15 protein-coding genes and 1 pseudogene are annotated in these 19863 nt (G+C 51.9%); 8 read left to right on the top strand and 8 right to left on the bottom strand.

Annotated elements, in window-relative coordinates; genetic code table 11:
* Positions 1-111: 111 nt before the first annotated feature.
* A pseudogene (locus MFF34_RS25360) lies at positions 112-981 on the top strand (LysR family transcriptional regulator).
* 312 nt (positions 982-1293) lie between these two features.
* On the opposite strand, the gene MFF34_RS25355 reads toward MFF34_RS25360, so the two are convergent.
* Entirely contained in the window at positions 1294-1662 is a 369-nt protein-coding gene (locus MFF34_RS25355) for a histone-like nucleoid-structuring protein, MvaT/MvaU family (RefSeq protein ID WP_238217218.1), read from the bottom strand.
* 562 nt (positions 1663-2224) lie between these two features.
* The gene (locus tag MFF34_RS25350) at positions 2225-3211 is read right to left on the bottom strand and encodes a GlxA family transcriptional regulator (RefSeq protein WP_238217216.1); all 987 of its coding nucleotides are present in this window, start codon (positions 3209-3211) and stop codon (positions 2225-2227) included.
* 107 nt (positions 3212-3318) lie between these two features.
* On the opposite strand from MFF34_RS25350, the gene MFF34_RS25345 reads away from it, so the two are divergent.
* Entirely contained in the window at positions 3319-3861 is a 543-nt protein-coding gene (locus tag MFF34_RS25345; RefSeq protein WP_238217333.1) for a thioesterase family protein, read from the top strand.
* 283 nt (positions 3862-4144) lie between these two features.
* Positions 4145-5722 (top strand): hypothetical protein, encoded by a 1578-nt coding sequence (locus MFF34_RS25340; protein WP_238217214.1) that lies wholly within the window; start codon positions 4145-4147, stop codon positions 5720-5722.
* Positions 5723-5956: 234 nt separating this feature from the next.
* On the opposite strand, the gene MFF34_RS25335 is transcribed toward MFF34_RS25340, so the two are convergent.
* A complete protein-coding gene (locus MFF34_RS25335; RefSeq protein WP_238217212.1) occupies positions 5957-6922 on the bottom strand; it encodes a GlxA family transcriptional regulator in 966 nt (321 codons plus the stop codon).
* A gap of 194 nt (positions 6923-7116) precedes the next feature.
* On the opposite strand from MFF34_RS25335, the gene MFF34_RS25330 reads away from it, so the two are divergent.
* Positions 7117-7827, top strand: a complete 711-nt coding sequence (locus tag MFF34_RS25330) for an ABC transporter substrate-binding protein (protein WP_238217210.1) — start codon at positions 7117-7119, stop codon at positions 7825-7827.
* Positions 7828-7905: 78 nt separating this feature from the next.
* Positions 7906-9531, top strand: a complete 1626-nt coding sequence (locus tag MFF34_RS25325) for a methyl-accepting chemotaxis protein (protein WP_238217208.1) — start codon at positions 7906-7908, stop codon at positions 9529-9531.
* 429 nt (positions 9532-9960) lie between these two features.
* On the opposite strand, the gene MFF34_RS25320 is transcribed toward MFF34_RS25325, so the two are convergent.
* The 4 genes from MFF34_RS25320 to MFF34_RS25305 form a co-directional block, all read right to left on the bottom strand.
* The gene (locus MFF34_RS25320) at positions 9961-11313 is read right to left on the bottom strand and encodes an aminotransferase class III-fold pyridoxal phosphate-dependent enzyme (protein WP_238217206.1); all 1353 of its coding nucleotides are present in this window, start codon (positions 11311-11313) and stop codon (positions 9961-9963) included.
* Positions 11314-11399: 86 nt separating this feature from the next.
* A complete protein-coding gene (locus MFF34_RS25315; protein WP_238217204.1) occupies positions 11400-12875 on the bottom strand; it encodes an NAD-dependent succinate-semialdehyde dehydrogenase in 1476 nt (491 codons plus the stop codon).
* Between the two features lie 398 nt (positions 12876-13273).
* The gene (locus MFF34_RS25310; RefSeq protein WP_238217203.1) at positions 13274-14146 is read right to left on the bottom strand and encodes a LysR family transcriptional regulator; all 873 of its coding nucleotides are present in this window, start codon (positions 14144-14146) and stop codon (positions 13274-13276) included.
* A 122-nt stretch (positions 14147-14268) separates the two neighbouring features.
* A complete protein-coding gene (locus MFF34_RS25305; RefSeq protein ID WP_238217201.1) occupies positions 14269-14718 on the bottom strand; it encodes a cupin domain-containing protein in 450 nt (149 codons plus the stop codon).
* Positions 14719-14865: 147 nt separating this feature from the next.
* On the opposite strand from MFF34_RS25305, the gene MFF34_RS25300 reads away from it, so the two are divergent.
* The 3 genes from MFF34_RS25300 (at position 14866) to MFF34_RS25290 (ending at position 18528) form a co-directional block, all read left to right on the top strand.
* Positions 14866-15588 (top strand): HAD-IA family hydrolase, encoded by a 723-nt coding sequence (locus MFF34_RS25300; RefSeq protein WP_238217199.1) that lies wholly within the window; start codon positions 14866-14868, stop codon positions 15586-15588.
* Positions 15589-15766: 178 nt separating this feature from the next.
* A complete protein-coding gene (gene gabP / locus MFF34_RS25295; RefSeq protein WP_238217197.1) occupies positions 15767-17185 on the top strand; it encodes a GABA permease in 1419 nt (472 codons plus the stop codon).
* A gap of 2 nt (positions 17186-17187) precedes the next feature.
* Positions 17188-18528: an FAD-binding oxidoreductase gene (locus tag MFF34_RS25290; RefSeq protein ID WP_238217195.1), complete on the top strand. Its 1341-nt coding sequence runs from the start codon at positions 17188-17190 to the stop codon at positions 18526-18528.
* A 71-nt stretch (positions 18529-18599) separates the two neighbouring features.
* Here MFF34_RS25290 and MFF34_RS25285 read toward each other — a convergent pair whose 3' ends face one another.
* The gene (locus MFF34_RS25285; RefSeq protein ID WP_238217193.1) at positions 18600-19634 is read right to left on the bottom strand and encodes an ABC transporter substrate-binding protein; all 1035 of its coding nucleotides are present in this window, start codon (positions 19632-19634) and stop codon (positions 18600-18602) included.
* Positions 19635-19863 lie beyond the last annotated feature (229 nt).

Genomic DNA, 19863 nt, shown 5'->3' with positions numbered 1-19863 from the left:
GTCCAGCAGCATCGAGCTAGCAGTCAATGGAATCTATGTGTAACTACCAATCCAGTACTGCACCCTTAAGTCAACCTTTCCGAGCAGACCACAGATCGGTGGCCAACCGCCATCGCAGAATTAGGGCATCTCGGACGAGCTGCTGAGAAGCTCAATCGCACTCAGCCAGCGTTGAGCAAAAGCATTCAACGTTTGGAGGAGTCACTGGGTGCCCGCCTTTTTCAACGAGATAGCAGAAGAATCAAGCTGACCGATGTAGGTGAGCTACTGCTCGCCAGAGGCAAGCAGTAGCGTATCAACATTGCAGAAACCGAACGAGAAGTCCGGGATTACGCCAATGGCTTGGTGGGTACCATCCGGCTAGGGTGTGCAGCAAGCATGGCCGAGTATCTACTGCCGCAGCTTGCCGAGGAGTTGCTAGAGAGGGCTCCAATGATCACACTGAAGCTCTCCATAGGCCAAGATGATGTCCTTCGGGAGGCCCTCAGAGCCGGGCGGTTGGATGCCATCATCTACCCCCTTGTCTCTAACGATCCAGACTTTAAGATCTATCCGGTGCTTCAGGATGAAGCCGTGGTGGTCGCAAGTGCAGAGCACCCAATTTTCTCTGCTCCGTTTAATCAGCAGGAACTCTGCCGCTACCAGTGGGTGCTGCCGGGGCCAATGGTTACGGCCAGGCGGTGGATAGACAATGCTTTCATTTCGAGACAGCTTCCAGCACCAACTGTCCAGATCGAAACAAATTCGATTTCTTTACTTCCTGGATTGATCGCTCGCACTCGACTTCTGAGCTTCCTTGCTCGGGAAACCTTGGAGTATGGCCAAGGCATGTCGCGACTTAGGGAGGTTCCGCTGACTGAAACCACCATGAGTCGCACAGTTGCAGTGTCAGTGAGATCCGAGGGATATCTCCCGCCTGCCGCTGCTGCTTTGGTTGAACTTCTGCGAGAAAAAGGAGGCAGCTTTTTGCAGGAATTGTAGCTTGAGAGGTATTTCACTCACGCAGGGCGATAGTGACTCATGGAAAAAGAAAGCCCGCTGCTAGGCGGGCAAAGGTGTTTTTATCGCACGTAGAGATGGCCAGTTACAGCTGAGTGAAGCAACCTATTAACAGCTGCGAGGCCTGAGGACGTTCCTCCACTCACGCCAAAAGATCAAAACTACCTCACAAAGGCCCTGCAGAAACTCTGTGGGGGATCGTAACCACCCCTTCACAACGAGCCAGGCAAGCCGCATATCTGCCAGCTAGAAAATGAGGCCTCCGATTGGGAGGCCTTGCCAGGTAAAGCGGGATTATCGGCTCAGCCAGCTCTCAACTTCGTCGGAGCCGTATTCCGCCTTCCACTCCTTCAGCAGCTTATGATTGCCGCCTTTGGTTTCGATAATTTCGCCGTTGTGCGGGTTTTTGTACTGCTTGACCTGGCGCTCACGACGCTGAGCCTTCTCAGCGGCCACTGGTGCTGCAGTACGACGGCTGGCCTGTGGATCCAGGATATTGATGATGTCCCGGAGGCTGAAACCGTACTTGTTCAGCAAGTCCCGCAGTTTGGTCTCAAATTCGATTTCTTTCTGCAGTTCGGAGCTTCCTTTCATCGCTTCAAGCTCTGCGAGCTGTGCGGCCAAGGTTTGCTCCAGCTTACGGAATTCTGCCAAACGAGACATAAGTAACCCTCTGTAATTTATAAAGTGACGCTAGCCTAACGCAATTGGAGGCTCAAAGCCTAATGAATATGAGCCTGTATTGCTGAGTTAGTTCGTAAATTAAGGCGTCACGGCATAGCCATGCTGATGAAGTCGAGCATCACGAAACTAAAGATGCGCCCATTTTTCATGCACCAACCTGAGCCACGCCCTGACGTCTAACCTGATGAGCGTCCCCAGTCGCCGCATCCAGTCATGCCGCACTGAACTTTGCCAATGCTCTGGGGCCGTGGATCTCGGGACTGGCCATCAATACGGGCTGGGGTTGGACTTCAACGGGCTAATGGGGGCGGGTTGATTGACCAGCAATAGCCATGAGACAGGGCGATCAAGTGATCACGCAGGCGCACGCTAATCCCGACAACCATTACGTTCAAGGGGAGATTCACGGAAACGCTGAGAAGCCTAGGGAAACCCTCAGGGTAGTCACGAGCAGCTGAGCTCAGCTTCGTAATCATATGCAGAGAGGTCGATAACGGGAAAATTGGTGGTATGCATCATCACGCAATGCATAAAACCTTGATCAGATCGGACTAGCCGTTTGACCTGGTGGGGCGAATTTTAGAAACCGCTTCCGAAAAACGGTGGGTGAGATTCCAACGCGCTGACAGAACAACCGCCTGAACGAATTACTGTCTTCATAACCCACCCTGTCTGTGATGGAATCGAAGCATAGCCGGGTCGTTTCGAGCAATTGCTTTGCCTTCTCCAGACGAAGCGTTTGCAGATATTCAAGCGGGGAGTAGCCGGTGGCCTCTTTAAAACGACGCTTGAAATTTCGCTCACCAAAACCGAAGCGCGTAGCTATGTCGTCGATTTTACATGGTTTTTCAAAGTGTTCTTCCATCCAATCCTGTACTTTGAATATGGCGCTATCCGCATGGCCCCGAGGCATTGACCAAGTGACGTACACAGATTGACTCGTACGCACCCCGTCTAGCAAAAGAAAACTGCTACATTGCTGAGCTAGCTCGCGTGAAGCGAACCTACGAATTATATGCAACATCATGTCCACAACCGAGCTAGCTCCAGCTGAGCTTATGATGCGGCCTCGCTCGCAGAGGATGCGTTGCTCCTCTAAACGAACCTTCGGGAATTTTCGACGGAACAAGTCTGCAAATGCCCAATGGGTGGTGGCCTCAACGCCGTCGAGCAATCCTGCGTGAGCGAGCATGAAGGTAGCAGTACACATCGATGCAATCACCGCACCTTGCTCATGCTGACGGCGCAGCCAGCTTCGATAGTTGCCGAAGGTTGGTAAGGCATCCCGCAGGGTGAAAAGAAAGCCTGGGATGATCACGAGGTCAGTCCGCTCTATACCACTCAAAGCACCGTCCACGGCCATGGAACGACCAAGCGCATTGCGCACGGGCTGCCCTTCGAGCGACGCAACGTGAACCGAAAAGGGCTCAGCAGGTACAGCCAGACGGTTCGCAGCATCTAACATCTCAAGTGCCAGCGCGGCGGAAGCGTGTGAGCTGAGATCTGCTAACAAAACTGTTACGTGCATCAAGAACCTCAATGCTGGATCGGCATGGTTTAGGTCATTTCTGCATCTACTTTACGACACTTGTAAAGCCTAAAGTAGGCCGTTTCCAGCCTTGGATGGCCTTGAATATGAATCTCTGGTTCCGACTTTTTTTGATGCTCTTGCGGCTTCCTTGGCGCCGCCCTGTTCCAGGGCTTAGCACTACAACCGTCCGGATGCGCGTTTGGCCTTTGGATCTTGATTTCAATCGGCATGTCACTAATGGCCGATATTTCACTCTGGCTGACGTAGGCCGTATGGATTATGTGTTGCGCAGTGGTGCTTTTCGCGCTGCGCTCCGCCACCGCGCTATCCCGGTCGTTGGAGACGTCTGCGGTAAGTTCCGGCGCGAACTTAAGCTATTTGAGCGCTTTGAAGTTCGCACCCGGATGCTTGGTTGGGATGAAAAGTGGAGCTTTGTGGAGCACTGCTTCGTGAAGGATGGGAGAGTAGTTGCTATGGTTGTCATGCGCGGGCTCTTCAGAAGTCGTGGCGGCACAGTCCCTCCGGCAGAACTGGCGCGTGAATTGGGGATGGACGAAAAATCACCGCCTCTGCCTCAATGGCTAACTGAATGGTCGAAAAGCTGTGATGGGCTCAGCATTCAGCTTCGCCAAATGGAGACGCTGTGATCGCGCTCACCGCTAGCAGCAACTGAGCAATCCGAATGTGAGCGCGCAACGATGCCATGGTTTCCTCAACTGGATCGTTTCCCCATCCAGTTGGATCGCCCCAAACCGGCGTACCAGATTACATGCGAAGGAATACGCTGCTCTGTGTGTCACGTTCAGCTGCGCCAGTTCGCTCGGTTCCGCGAACGATGAACGTATGCTGGGCCTGGAGCACTGACCATCCGCTAACATTGATCAGTTGCCTGCCGATAAAACCTCTATACCCTATCTCGGCAGGACGCCCATGAATTCGCTATCAGCGTTACCGCACCAGGCACAGCCCTTGACGCCCACGCAATCAACCTCTGCCCTTGCCAGCAACGCGACCCCGATCGCCGGCGTCCCCACAATACCGAGCACTAGCGTAACCCTTGGTGAGAACACCACGGTCAACGATTCAGAAACCTACTCGAGGCTGGGCCTTCTATCAGGGCAAGTTCGCTATGCCTGGGAAGTCGAAAGCCAGGATAAGCTGACCAGCACGCTTCAGACTGCCTTCGAGGCGTCCAGAACCTCAGGGCGCTTCAAGGGAATTGGCGCAGCCTTGATTGAGCAGCTCGCTCAGAATGGCGGCAAAAATGTGTCTCAGTCAGTGTTTGCTTTCAATGACCGCTCCCTACTCGCTCCTGCTGAGCTGGCACTTCAACAGCAACAGCTGCGCGAGACTCCCGACAATGGCGTTTCCTTCAGCCTCACGACCTCTTCTGGCGCGACCATACGCCTGTTGCTGGCCAGTGGTGCCAATGGCCTAGCGGTGAGCGCTGAAGTCGAAGGAGAAACACTGAGTGACGAAGAACTCAAGGGGTTGGGTAACCTGGCAGACTCTTTCCAGTCTACTATCGACGGCTTGCATGAGGCGCCCCCTCAACTGAAGCTCGGCGCGCTGGTCAGACTCGATCCGAAGCTTTTTACGTCACTGGAAATGACCGCTAAGCTGGAAACGCCAAGCGGCGAGCAAACATTTGCCCTGATGCTTGATGACCATGAGCGCAGCATCAGTCTAAAAGGGCCGTCAGGACAGGTACAACTTAGCCTGGATACACGTAACTCCGAATTACTGGGCAGTTCGGCCCAGCGTAAGGCTGCGACCGACAACTATCTGACCCAGTTCGACGCCGCCCAAAATAGAGGACGCGGTGACAAGAACCTGATGAACATTCTCAAGGTCGCGTTCACTCAACTCAACAGCATCGACGATAACCGTCAGGCTGCGGTACAGCGCCCATCCCCGCTAAACGATAAGGATCGAGCCTTGCTCAGCGGGCTGGCCGACTTCAAAGCATCAATCAGCGAGAGCGTGAACAGAATCAATCCGATGCGCCAGGACGAGGTCGACAGCTTCACGTTCAACACCTCGCAGACCACCACTATCAAAGGCAGTGCTTTGCGAGACCTTTCGGTTGAGCAGACCCAGACGAGCAAGCTCAACGCATCGTTCCACCGCAGCCTCAACCCGATGACGGAACTGGCGCTAAGCAACGACCGCAAGTCGCAGAACTACACCTATCACCTCATTGAAGATCAGGCGAGTAGCATTACCCGCCTGGCTTACGATGAAGGCCGGCTGGTCGAAGCCAGCGCATCCCAACAGGCGAGTCAGAAAGAGCGGATCCTTTCGTATATGAATGGGGATCTGAAGAGCGACTTGACCACACCTAAATCGGTGACCCAGTCACGCAACGTGCTGAATCTGCTGGAAGAAGCGTTTAGACAAGACCGCACCTCCCAACAAAAGCTCGGTGTCTCGCTTCTTGATGATCTTTTGCAATCCCAGCGCAGTAGATGGGGACTGCAGGCGGATCCGTCTAAGATCTCCGCGTAATGCAAAGGCATCCTCCTCTTCTGTAGCATCTAATGGCAATTGCGCCCGCTTAAAAATACACGAACACGGAGGGAGGGAGCCTGATTGAACCAGAGTTTCAGGAGCTCGACGACCACCGGACAGCGCGGTGGTATCTGATCCGAGGCGCCGCATATAGTCGTTTGGGTGAAAATAGATCCGCTACACCGCGAGCGTATTTTGGCGCGTCGCGATTGAACATGCCGGTGCGGATGCTTACACCAGTACCCCCTTGAATTTCTTCCGATAAGCGGCGGGAGGAATGCCTACGCGCTTTGAGAATAGCTGCCTAAAAGAATTGCTATCAGAGTATCCAACCTGTTTAGTTATTGAGTCAAATGCCTGATTAGTTGTCTCCAGCAATATCTTCGCACGCTCCAGGCGAAGAGTCTGAATGTAGTTTATAGGTGTATAACCTGTCGCCTCAGAAAATCGCCGCTTGAAATTCCTCACGCCAAACCCAAACATTTCCGCCACGTCATTTACAACAAGCTGACCGCCTAAATTCTCTTCTAGCCACGTTTGAACCTCCAAAATCTTCAAATCACCGTGCCCTTTCGGCATCGACCAAAGCACGTAGCAGGTTTGTTCCGTTCTAGCCGAATCTATTAGTAAATAACGGCTACACGTATGCGCCAACTTAAAGTCCGCAAACTTTCTAATTATATATAGCATCATATCAAGCGTAGCGGTTGACCCTGCACTAGTAATGTAACGATTATCCTCACTTAATATTTGACCAGCATTAACAATAACCTTCGGATGCCGACTACTCAAAAGCCCAGCGAATGCCCAGTGGGTGGTAACCCTAATAAAATCGAGCATGCTATTTTCCGCAAGTACAAAAGTCGCCGTACACATTGTAGCTATCTCAGCACCTTGCGCATGCTGCGACCTGAGCCAATCTCCATATTTTTTGAATTCGGGAATCACATCCTTCAATGTCAACAAAAACCCCGGTATCACCACTAAGTCGGTGCACTGAATCTCATCCAAAGATTTCTCGACTTTTATCTGCTGCCCGCCATAAGCATCAACGTTACGCCCTTTCAGCGAGGCCATGCAGACATCGAAAATTGGATGTTCGCGCCCCGAAAAATGGTTTGCTAAAGCAAACACCTCCCAGGCAACCGCTGCACTGGCGGCGGAACATTGATCTATGACAAGAATTGTTACATGCATGGGCCGAATTTCACTTATCACATGTTTAATTGCACTAATGACTATTTTCGCAGTGATGGCACATCGCTATAATTGATGGAAACAATGTGCGCGCCCGTCACGCGACTAATAGCCTCGGCACCAATATATGTGGCAATTGAGATTGCGTCAAAGGCCGTTGCACCACTGATTCCACCTCAGATAAGGAGCCTTCAATGCTACATATGTTGCTGATGCTACCGATGCTGTTAATCAGTTACTCCGCACTGGCAGATGACCCTATTGAATTATACATTCCTAACTCGCCGCCACTGGCATGGTCAAAGATTACCAGCCAAGGTATAACCATCACCCCCATAGTTACAGCACTTGAGCAAACCAAAAAAAATATAATACTTCGAGAGACTCCTTGGCCACGAGCCCAGAAGGAGGTCTCCAGTGGCCGGAACAAGTTGATTGCACCTCTTGCACGCACTGCCCCTCGCGAAGATAAATTCACTTGGATAGCCCCTATTTTAGAGACTAAAAATGTGATGTTCACATTAGGCACTCCCGCCCGAAGCTTTTCTGAAGCGAGGAGAATGTATAGCCGTATCGGAGTAGGTCAAGGTTCGGCTCAAGCAGAGACTCTAGTTGAAAATGGTTTTCCACCAAAGCAACTCGTACACATCAAGCTCGGTGAAAATCCAGGAAAGCTGCTGCGCTTGGGGCGAATAGATGCATGGTTCACAAGTACAACTGAGGGCAATTACATCTGGCGAAATCGGTTAAACGAGATGAACCCACTGAAATCAAGCCCTATCCTAACGAGCACGACATTGTATTTAGCTTGCTCAATTGATTGCGACCCTAATCTAATCACAGAACTTAGATCCACCCTCATGCCCTCAGCCAATCCAATCCAAAACAACCCATCCAAAAACTAGTGACTGCACATATCAGACACACTTTAAAACCAGGCACCATCGTTTTATACGACCGATATCGCAGCGTCAGGAGTAATCGTGAACCTTAACAACGTAAAAATTGGAACCAGATCCATACTACTTTTTTCTATAGTTGCTGCACTAGTAGTATTAATGGGCGGAATCTCCTTATACCAATCAAAAAATATGAACGATGCCTCTGATGAGATAAAAACAGTCTGGATGCCCGGATTGTTCGAGCTATCAGAAATTGGCACAGATATCGGTAGAGGGCGCGCGTTGACGCTGCGAGCATTCCTGCTCAAGAACCAGGAAGATAAAGCATTGACCTTGTCAAAGCTTGCGGAAATCAAGGCTTCCATTCCTGAAGCCTTCAATAGATACAGAAAAACCATAAAAAGCAACGAAGAAAAAAAAGCATTCGACGAATTCGAAAAGCACTACCTCCGCTATCAAGACCTGCAAGATAACATAGTCAAAAATATCATAAAAAATGATAGCACCGAGGTAGAAAAGCTCATAAACGGGCCACTTATTGAATATGCGGAATCTATGATATCTGCACTAAAAAAAGTTTCAATGCTCAATTCAGAAGGTGCCAGCTCAGCTGCTGCTGCCAGCGATGATGCCTACACCGAAAACATTATAGCAATTCTAGCAACCATCACTACAATTCTATTGACGATGGTAGCACTTGCAACATATTTTACCAAAAGCATTGTCAACCCATTATCCGACGCAGTTTCGATTGCACATCAAATTGCTTCTGGCAATCTGTGCCAAACAATTAAAATCAGCGGGAAAGACGAAACAAGTGCACTACTAACATCACTCAGCCAAATGCAGCACGAATTGAAGAACACAATCTCTCAGATTGCGAGCTATTCAGATCAACTGGCGTCAGCATCAGAAGAGCTACAAGCGGTAACAGAAGATGCAAATAAGGGTCTTCATCAGCAAAATCTCGAAATCGATCAAGCTGCTACTGCCGTCAACGAAATGACTGCCGCAGTAGAGGAAGTAGCGAGAAATGCAAACAGTACTGCCGAGGCGTCGAAGGAAACTGAAAGCGCCACCAAGTCAGGGAGCTTGCAGATTGATCAGGCGCTGTCTCTCATCGAACTGCTCGCCGGCGATGTGACAACAACCTCACAAGAGGTGGAGCTTCTCTCTAGCAATATTGAAGATATCAATAAGGTTCTTGAAGTAATCGGATCAATTGCACAACAGACAAACCTTCTAGCGCTCAATGCTGCCATTGAAGCAGCTCGGGCAGGGGAGGCTGGTCGAGGCTTTGCAGTGGTCGCAGACGAAGTACGGGCCCTCGCGCATCGGACGCAGCAGTCCACTGAGGAAATTGGTGAGATGATCAATACGATCCTCTCAGGCACCTCTAGAGTGGTAGGCGCGATGTCTACAAGCGAGAAACGTACACACGAGACATTGGTTGCAGCTAAGGCTGGCGGGGATGCATTGCGCGAAATCTATGAATCTATCATGGGCATAAACGAGAGAAACTTAATTATCGCTACCGCTTCGGAGCAGCAAGCACAAGTCGCCAGAGAGGTAGACAGAAACATTGTTAACATAAGAGACCTGTCCACACTCAACTCTGCTGGCTCGAATCAAACAAGCGCTTCGTCGCAAGACCTTTCAAAACTAGCCGTCCAACTCAACAGTATGGTTTTGAAATTCAAGATATGAGCGTTCTCCTGGGTCTTCCGGAGCACGAAAGACCCAGGATAAACTCATATTCAAAAATTGAGTCTAGCCGGTAACTTCTTGCACAGCGGCTTTAGCTTGCTTACGCACCATGAAAAACATCACAAGCGCACCTGCACAGACTGCAGTTGCAACACCGAAGCTTATGCCAAAAGCAAACTGTTCGAACAGGCACAAAGCGAGAACAAGGGAGAACAAGAGAACCAGCCCGAGGAGAAGAAAAATTATATTTGCTAACGTTGGGGGCATATCAAAAGATTGGTCGGCCCTCAGTTCGCATCTCAAACAATACATATGACGCCTCTTGTTATTATTTGTTAAGCGCTATCACAATACCATCGCGTACCGACGGTTCATTTTGAGATCAGGCCCAAAGAGCCTTCTAGCTCCCACTCACTTGGGTACAGACGCTCAGACCCCTCTGGCGCCTGTAACCTTCTCGATAGAGAACGTCAGAATCTCTATCAGCTTGTCTACGTCTGCACGGGTATAGTTCAGCGAAGGAGCGAACCCGAGGATGTCGTCGTTGAAAGCTCGGAATACAAGGCCCTCGCTGAACGCATGGGCAAGGATCTTTTGGCCCACCTTCAACTTGGCATCAGGCTTCGCTCTGGTGTGTTTGTCTGCTACCAGTTCGACACCCGCCAGCATCCCGCGTCCACGTACCTGGCCTACCACATCCAGTTTTTCCAACGACCGCAGTTTGCTCTGGAAGTACTCACCTACTTCAGTGCCATTTTTCAGGAGCCCATTCTCGTAAAGGTCGAGCGTAGCATTGGCGATGGCCGCGCTGACAGGATGGCCGGCATAGGTTTGACCATGACCAAAGGGTGTGCCGTCAGATCCAGCCTCCGCAATCGCCGCGTACATTCGTTCAGAAATAATAGTCGCGCCCATTGGCGCGTAACCGGATGTCAGGCCCTTAGCCATGGTCATAACGTCCGGACTGACGCCTTCATGCTCACAGCCGAACATCGGGCCGGTGCGGCCAAACCCAGTGATAACTTCGTCAACGATCAGCAGGATTCCAAGCTCATCGCAAGTAGCCCGCATCGCTTTCAAATAGCCAGCCGGAGGCACAATAACTCCACCGGAGCCGATGATGGGCTCACAGATGAATGCCGCTACGTTACCCTGCCCGATTTCTTGAACCTTGCTTTTGAGTGCGGCAACGGTGGCTGCCAAGACAGCAGTCTCGTCTGGCCCGGCGCTGTGGCGGTAAGGGTAAGGTGCTTCGATGTGATGCTGAGTTGGCGTAGGCACATCGAAATATCGATGGAAAACTGGAAGTGCGGTCAGGCCGCTCCCTACAGCCGACGAGCCATGATAGCCACGTTGCACCGCGATGAAGTGTTTCTTTTCGGGTTGTCCGATGGCATTGAAGTAATAGCGAACAGTACGAATAGCGGTATCGACAGCGTCCGATCCACCTTGGCCAAAGATGACGTGATTCAGGCCTGGTGGAGCCAGCTTGGCCAAGCGATACGCCAGCTCGATTGCAGGCTCGCTCCCGAAGCCAAAGTATCCGGTTGCGTACGGCAGGACTTCGAGCTGCTTCTTCGCCGCTTCAACAATCGATTGTTGGCCGTAACCAGCGTTTACGCACCAGAGCCCCGAAAATGCGTCTTGTACACGGTGACCGTTCACATCCACTAAATGGATACCCTCGGCGCTTTCCCAAGCGCATACGCCCTTCGCCTGGTGATCCATCAGGGCGGTGACCGGGTGAACCCAGTGTTGATCTTTTTCCTGAAGCTTTTTCATACGACCTCTCAGCAATACATGCATGAACAGTTGGCTCTGTCCAAAACAACATCGGCCAGAGCCAACCCACGTCTTGGACGTGGAAATTAATCCAGTCCGCCTTGGCAGACGTATTTGATGTGCATGTACTCTTCGAGGCCGTGAACGGAGCCTTCTCGACCGTATCCCGAATCCTTCACGCCACCAAACGGAGCGGCTTCGGCAGCCAGCGCGCCTTCGTTCACACCGACGATGCCGCACTCAAGTGCGTCGGTTACACGATGCACACGGCGCATATCGTTGGTGTAGAAATAGGATGCCAGGCCGAAAGGCGAGTCGTTGGCCATCTTGATGACCTCTTCCTCGGTTTCAAACCGGGTGATCGGGGCTACCGGGCCGAAAGTTTCCTCATGGAAGCATTTGGATGACGGATCTACGTCGGCCAGAACGGTTGGAGCGTAGTAGGTAGACTCAGCACGCTGCTCGGTGAAAAGGCGCTTGCCTCCCGCCATGACGCGAGCACCCCGAGCTACTGCATCGTTGACATGCTCTTCAATCTTGGCGATCGCTTTCGCGTTGATCATCGGGCCAATCTGCGACTTCGAATCGCTGGCCGGGCCAACTACCAGGGCCGACACACGAGCAGTGAGTTTTTCCAGGAAATTACCGTAGACCTTGGACTGGACGTATACGCGGTTAGGGCACACGCAGGTCTGCCCGCCGTTTCGGAATTTAGCCACCATCAAGCCTTCTACGGCGGCATCAATGTCAGCGTCCTCAAACACGATGAACGGCGCATTGCCGCCCAGCTCCAATGCCAGCTTTTTCAAGGTACGCGAGGATTCGTGGGCCAGGTGCTTACCGACAGGCGTCGAGCCAGTGAAGGTAATTTTGCGAACACGTGGATCATCTAACCACACATCCGCAACCGTCTTGGACGCGGAAGTATTAACGATGTTAAGGACGCCAGCCGGGACGCCAGCCTCTTCGGCGAGCTTGACCAGTGCCAAAGCAGTGAGCGGCGTTTCCGCCGCAGGCTTACATACAACAGTACAGCCTGCAGCCAATGCTGGAGCGATTTTCCGAGCGATCATCGCCGCCGGGAAGTTCCAGGGTGTGATGGCCGCCACAACACCGACTGGCTCCCTGTAGGCCGCCATTTTGCGGCCACGTACGGCTTGAGGAATGATGTCACCATTTGCCCGAGTTGCTTCCTCAGCAAACCACTCGACATAGCTCGCGGCGTAGGCAATTTCGCCTACGGCTTCAGCAAGCGGTTTACCTTGCTCAGTTGAAATGATCTTACCCAGGTCTTCAGCGTTGGCCATGATCAAATCATTCCAACACTTCAAGATTACCGCTCGCTGCTTGGCAGGCGTCGAGCGCCAAGCTTCAAACGCATCAACTGCCGCTTCGACCGCTGCCTTTGCGTCCTTCTCGTTGCTGTCTGGAACCAGGGTAACGCGCTCCCCAGAGGCTGGATTGTTCACTGGGAGGGTTGCGCCAGATACTGCGTCCCGCCACACACCAGCAATGAAGTTCTTGGTGAGAATCAACTCCTCGCGCTGCAGCTTAAAGCTCATAAAACCTCCAGAGAAATGCGAAAAAATAAGCAAAAGGGCATGCGCCGCCCTGTAGCAACGATTATTAACGTGCAGTGAACACCAACTCGTGCACGCAGTTCAGCTTGATGTGACGTAGCTTTAACCATTGATCTGGAGTAGATGCTATGCGGCGAGGACGGGGGCTTCTACCTATTCGAAGTAGGATTAATCAGTGGTTTTTGAGCTTACCGAGTAGGAGTACACCTGTCAGCCTGACCATTAAACTTGTGACATCCTGACGTAAAGGGTGCGCTCCCCTATATAAATCAGAGAGTAGCGAGAGAGCAAAAGTGCACCAAGTCCATTTCAGATTGGGCTGCCCGGAGTGTTGTGAAAAGATAAGCAGCCGCTAGGCTAAGCGATACTCGACTTGGTTGTCAGGGCGAAGGCGTTTCGAGGAACTCATTGAGGACAGCGTCAATGAGGTTTTTCAACAGTGCCCCACTGGCCCCCGAATGCGTCCTCAACACATGACATACTTGAGGGAATTTAGGTAGGCCTTCAGCGATTTCCACCAGCCCTTCTGTCACATTCCTCGTGCTCAACAACGTCACACCGAGTCCGTTTAAAACTGCGGCCTTTACCCCTTCCCTACTTGGGCACTCAAAAACATTTTCCAACCTTATGCCAACTTCCTCTAGTTTTTTCTTGGCCGCCAGCCCGTAAAAACTATTCTTGTCAAACGACACGAATGGCACAATTCCTGTAAAGACGAATGGGTGAAGAGCAGCTTCGACCCAATGTAGATCTTCGCGCCAGAGCTCTATATCCCCAGGCATTTTCTCGTGCACGAACACTTGCATGATGGCCAGATCGATTTCTGTCATCCCAAGCCATTCATTGAGCAATAGGCTCTGAGCAACTCTGATATTGACCGACGCCATGGGGTTGGAACGGCGGAATCGACCGAAAACTGCCGACATCTTGCTGTCGATTGCATCTTCCGTGGCGCCAAGCCTGATTTCACCCGACAAGTCCGAACGCTTGAAAAACTCGACGGCTTCATCGTGAATCGCAACCAGTCGATTGGCAAAACTCAACAGGTGCGATCCGTCTGCTGTGGGCATCAGCCCGTTTGGGCCCTTGAACAGGATCGGGCGGCCCAGCTTTTCTTCCAGGCGGGAGATTTTATGGCTGACAGCGGATTGGGTTAGATAGAGTTTTTCCGCCGCTCGGGTTACTCCCCCAAGATCTAAAACCGTCTTGAAAGCCCGCAGAGAATCGATATCCAGCCTCATCGCGATTACCACGCCATCACACCTCAGACATTGAAGTCTAAAACATGAGACGCCCGGCGTCACCCGCTCCAGCATGCGCTTTTCAACAGGCAGCCTCCCGTACAGAAGGCTGCCTCGCGGCGGTCACTCACGCTTTATTTGAGGATCACGTACAGCTTGCGCATGGTTTTCTCGATAACCCAGGTACCGTGGGTGTCAGCTTCGAAGAAGAAGGTGTCACCGATATCAAACTCAAGGGTCTCGCCGCCGTCTGGAGTGAAGCTGCCTGAACCTTGCAGGAAGTGCATGATTTCTGCCTCTTTTACCGAGCGGCGGTAGCTGCCTGGTGTGCATTCAAATACGCCGGTATCAACAGACTCTCCACCGATTTCTACCCGGGAACCTGAAACTTTTACGACCTGGGAGTCAGGGAGACCAACCTCACCCCAATGCGACAAGCCAGACATTTGAGCCGGTTTAGTCAGCTTTTGTACCTTCATAATTACTGCCTCGTATTTGTTATGACATATATCTATCAAACGATTTGGGACTTCCCAAATCAAATAGTGCAAAAGGCTGTGCGCCCCTGCTTTTTTGATATCCAAGCAGGAGCACTCTAATTCTCACGCAAATCAGTCACAAGGGGATATGACAAAATTCGATACGGCCATGACAACGTGTCAATTTGCGACTTGAGATCATTGGGATACAGTCGCTTCACACCCCACCACCACCATGTTGGAAAAACAAAAATGAAACTGAAACAGCATAAAGTTTTGACTTTTGATGTCGTTGGCACCCTGATCGATTTCGAGCAAGGCGTTGTTAACTACATCCGTCCTCTGGCCGAGAAAGCCGGTCGCGGCGACCTGACCGACGAGCAAATCCTGGTGAGCTTTGCTAACGCCGAGACTGGCCTGCACAAAGAAACCCCCGGTGTCTCGTTCACCTCGATGCTGCCTCACATCTACCGCATCATGGCAGCCGAATTCGGCCTCTCCTCCGCCGAAGCCGACGTCGAAGGCCTGCGCCTTTCCATCTCGAACTGGCCAGCCTTCCCAGATTCCATCGAGGCCATGAAAACTCTTCGCAAGCATTTCCGCTTGATCGCCGCGAGCAACGCCGATAACTGGTCTGTTCGGGAAATGGCAAAAACTCTGCAGGAGCCCTTCGACGACATAGTCACAGCAGAGGACGTTGAAAACTGCAAGCCGGATCCGCAGTTCTTCTCCTACATGCGTGGCACCCAGCGCGTTCATGGCTTCCGCCTGGAAGACTACATGCATGTTGCTCAAAGCCAGTTCCACGACATCGGTGTAGCCAAACAACTGGGTTACACCGTTAGCTGGATTGAGCGTCGCCATGAGCAAGAAGGCTTTGGCGGTTCGCCAGTGCCAAAACAAGGCGTGACTGTGCCTGACTACCACTTCACAACTCTGGCCGAGTTGGCAGCAGCAGCAGAGTCAGAGAAGTAAGAGGATTACCTAGTACGATACTAGGTCTAAGCAGTTAAACACCGGCCACTCACATAACGTTTGGCCGGTGTTCTCGCCGTTAGCGCATGTACTTGCCGCTCAATTTATTAAGCATTTGCTCGAACTGCTCTAGCCATCCATATATAGCGCTAAAAATAAATATCTATATGGAGCTCCAATGAAAAACAAGCAAACAGTACAGTCACAGCATCATCCAAGCTCGAACCAAGCTAACTCCCTTGCGAAAGGATTCAAACCGCGTCATGTCACCATGATCTCCATTGCAGGGATCTTGGGTGCTGGTATTTTCGTCGGTTCAGGCCAAGCCATCGCTGCAGCTGGCCCTGGGGCAATCCTCGCCTACGTCATGGCAGGGATGCTCGTCATTCTCGTCATGAGGATGCTTGGTGAAATGGCCGTCGCCTCACCTGATACCGGATCGTTCTCAACATACGCTGACAGAGCCATTGGGCGGTGGGCTGGCTTCACGATTGGCTGGCTCTACTGGTGGTTCTGGGTACTGGTTATTCCACTTGAAGCAATTGTCGCAGGCGCGATTTTAAACTCATACTTCCCTCAACTGGACGTTTGGGTCTATGCCCTGTCTGTAACTGCCCTACTCACCATCACCAACTTATTTGACGTCAAGAACTACGGTGAATTCGAATTCTGGTTCGCCATTATCAAAGTTCTGGCGATTGTCTCCTTCATCCTGTTCGGTGCTGCGGTAATTCTCGGCTTTGTACCTGGAGTGGAGGCACCTGGCGTTGTTGCGCTCTCACAAAATTATGGCGGTTTCATTCCGAACGGATTCGGGGCAGTGATCGGCGCACTGCTGACCACAATGTTCAGCTTCATTGGTGCAGAGGTTGTAACTATCGCTGCTGCGGAGTCATCGAACCCAGCGCAGCAGATCGCGCGAGCCACACGCTCAGTGATCTGGCGTATTTGTATCTTCTATTTGGGCTCGATGTTTATCGTCATTTCGGTAGTCCCGTGGAATGATCCACTTCTTCCCGCACACGGCTCCTATCAGCGAGCGCTTGAGTTGCTGAACGTACCGTATGCCAAGCTGATTGTTGATGCGGTAGTACTGATCGCGGTAACAAGCTGCCTTAACTCGTCCATCTACATTTCGTCCCGTATGATTTTCTCCCTTAGCAAACGAGACGATGCACCACCTATTTTTCAAAGAACGTCGGCCAGCGGAGTACCAAAGGCAGCGGTTATCGGCAGCACTATTGTAGGCCTGGTAGTAACTGCCTCGAACTTCTTTGCACCTGAAGCAGTATTTAAGTTCTTGCTTTCCAGCTCAGGCGCCATCGCTTTACTGGTTTATCTGGTCATTGCTATTTCCCAGCTGCGCATGCGAGCTGTAAATAGAGCCAACGACCCAAACAGTGCATGCAAGATGTGGCTTTACCCTTATCTCACTTGGGCAGTGATCATCGCCATTTCCGGCGTCATGGTGACGATGCTCATTCTGCCCAACTTCCGCAGCGAAGTAACCTCAACAGCGTTGTTGGCCCTGGCACTCATCGTGCTGGGCACCATCAAGAAGAAGTCATCCAAGAAGATTGCAATGGCAGGGGCGTAGCTATGAACATGGTGCACAACTCATTACCAAACGTGAAAGACAACAGTCAGCCTCCGTTCCCGGACATCTCCTCTCTGTGGCAAGCCACCGCAGAAAAGGGCCCAAAACTGCCAACGTTGAATCGCGAACTGCAGTACGACGTGGCGATTATCGGTGGCGGATATACGGGGATGAGCACAGCCCGCTATCTGGCTCAAAAAGGCCTGTCCCCGGTAATTCTGGAAGCTAGCCGCATTGGGTGGGGCGCCAGTGGCCGCAATGGTGGAGTGGTGGAGGGCAAGTACCGTGTGACCCTGTCAGACGTCGCCAACCGATTCGGGTTGGATACCTCCCGCCGCATGTACAACCTCGCTCATGAGGCCGTAGATCATGTGGAGGAGCTTATCGAGGCGTACTCGATCGCTGCTGCCAACTACAACCAGAACGGCACCATGCGCTGCGCTCATCACAAGGCAGCCCTGGCCACCCTCGTCAAAGAAGATGAGTGGGTTCGCAAAACCTTTGGTGACACTAGCACCCGCGTGCTGGATGCCGAGGAGATGGCGCACGAAACCGGCTCCCGCGATTTCTGGGGCGGCATCCTCAACAGCCACGGTGGTACTATTCACCCGCTGAACTTCGCTCGCGGCATCGCCAAGGGCCTCACAGACAGCGGCGTGGACATCTTTGAGGAATCACCTGTTATCAAAATTCAGCACCACAGTAATGGGGTGAAGCTGTTCACTCCAGGTGGAGTAATCAACGCCTCTCAAATCGTCATCGCGACCGACGCATATACCGACATCACCGGGGCAACGAACGCCGTTACCAAAACCATCGTACCCTTCCGTTCGGCCATGATCGCAACCGAACCACTGGATCTGGCTGGTGTGTCGACACCACTGCAGGATGGCCGAAGCTACAGCGAGACTCGCCGCATGATGCGCTGGTTCCGTAAGAACGGTAACCGCCTTATGTATGGTGGCCGTGGTGCATTCGGTAAAACCGACTCGGAATCAGCTTTCAACGCACTGGAAACGGCATTGCGTAAGCAGTTCCCGCAACTGGAGAACGTGAAGATCACCCACCGCTGGTCTGGGCTTGTGGCACTGACACTCGATGCTGTCCCACATCTGGGTCGTCTGAATGACAGAACCACTTATGCCATGGGCTATAACGGGTTGGGTGTCGCCATGGCCTCGAACATGGGTAAGTACGTTGCTGAGGTTGTGACTGGTAACAGACCGTCGCTGGGAATGATCACTGAGTCCGAACTCAAATCAATCCCCTTCTACTCGCTCCGCGAGCCTGGTGTACGGATGGTCGCCGGTTGGTACCAACTGCTCGATAAGCTCGGCTACTGATAAGCCAACCAAAAAAGGGGGCTGTTCGTTGAACAGTCCCCTTTTTTGACACTTGAAATTGCAATCACATACTATCTGCGGCTCGACCAAGCGATGAAACGCTCTTCCAAGGCTTCGCCATGGTCTGTCCAGAAGGCGACATCCATCTGCAACGCGTTCTTCATATTTTCTGGAGCGGTTGGCAGTTCAGACGCCAGGTCTTTGTTAAGCATGCCAACGGCAGCCGTATTGGCAGGGCCATACGCCATTTGCTCAGTGTATAGCTTTTGCTGCTCCGGTCTCATCGTGAATGAAATGAACTCATACGCACTGTCGAGATTCGGAGTGCCTTTGGGAATGGCCCAGGTGTCGAACTGGTAGAGATTGCCGTTCCATACAATCTTGAGATTTGCCCCACTGGTTTTCGCGGCGTGGATCCTTCCATTGTAGGCCGAGCTCATCACTACATCTCCGGCTATCAGGTACTGGGGCGGCTGGGCGCCAGCTTCCCACCACTGAATACTAGGCTTGATCTCATCAAGCTTGGCGAAAGCTCGATCGACCCCTGCCGGAGTTGATAGCACCTGGTAGACCTCTGATGGCGGTACACCATCAGCCATCAAGGCAAACTCTAAGGATCCACGCGCGGATTTTCGCAGGCTTCGCTTGCCTGGGAACTTCTTCAAATCCCAGAAATCCTTCCATCCGGTCGGGGCCGTGGCGAGCTTGTCTGCGTTGTAAGCGAGAACGTTCGACCACACGAAAATTGCCACCCCGCATTCACTTTTAGCACCTGCTACCAACGGCTCTTTTATCTGCAAGCGATCGTAATCAAGCTCTTCAAACAGCCCCTCCTCACAGCCCCGCGATAAGTCATTATCCTCAATGTCCAAAACATCCCAGGACACGCTGTTTGTAAGAACCATAGCCTTCAGCTTGGCCATTTCGCCGTTCCACTCCCCAGCGATGAGCTTTTTTCCGGTACTCGCCTCAAAGGGTCGATAAAACGCGGTGACCTGAGCTGCCTTACTGGCGCCACCATATGAAATAACGGTGAGTTGATCTGCAGCCGAGAGATTGGCCGAGACAGCCAAAGAGAGAAGCGAGAGAAGCCTTAGATTTGGCATAGCTACATCCTTTATCTGCGCATAATTATTTAAATAGCAGCAAGCAGACGAGCTCACTTCAGACACGGGGGTCGAAGCGACGAACCATGGCGCATAAAAACGCCAAAGGGATAATAAACATAAGACTGCAGAAAATTCCTCCTAGCAAAAATAGGATTACAGCCCGCCAACTTCCAACCGCGCGCACTAATAAACAGATCCGGAAAGATTATGCGGCTTTCAGCCCTTA

Source organism: Pseudomonas sp. PAGU 2196 (assembly GCF_022179005.1).
GTDB lineage: Bacteria > Pseudomonadota > Gammaproteobacteria > Pseudomonadales > Pseudomonadaceae > Aquipseudomonas > Aquipseudomonas kermanshahensis.
This window is presented reverse-complemented; position numbering and strand designations above follow the sequence as displayed.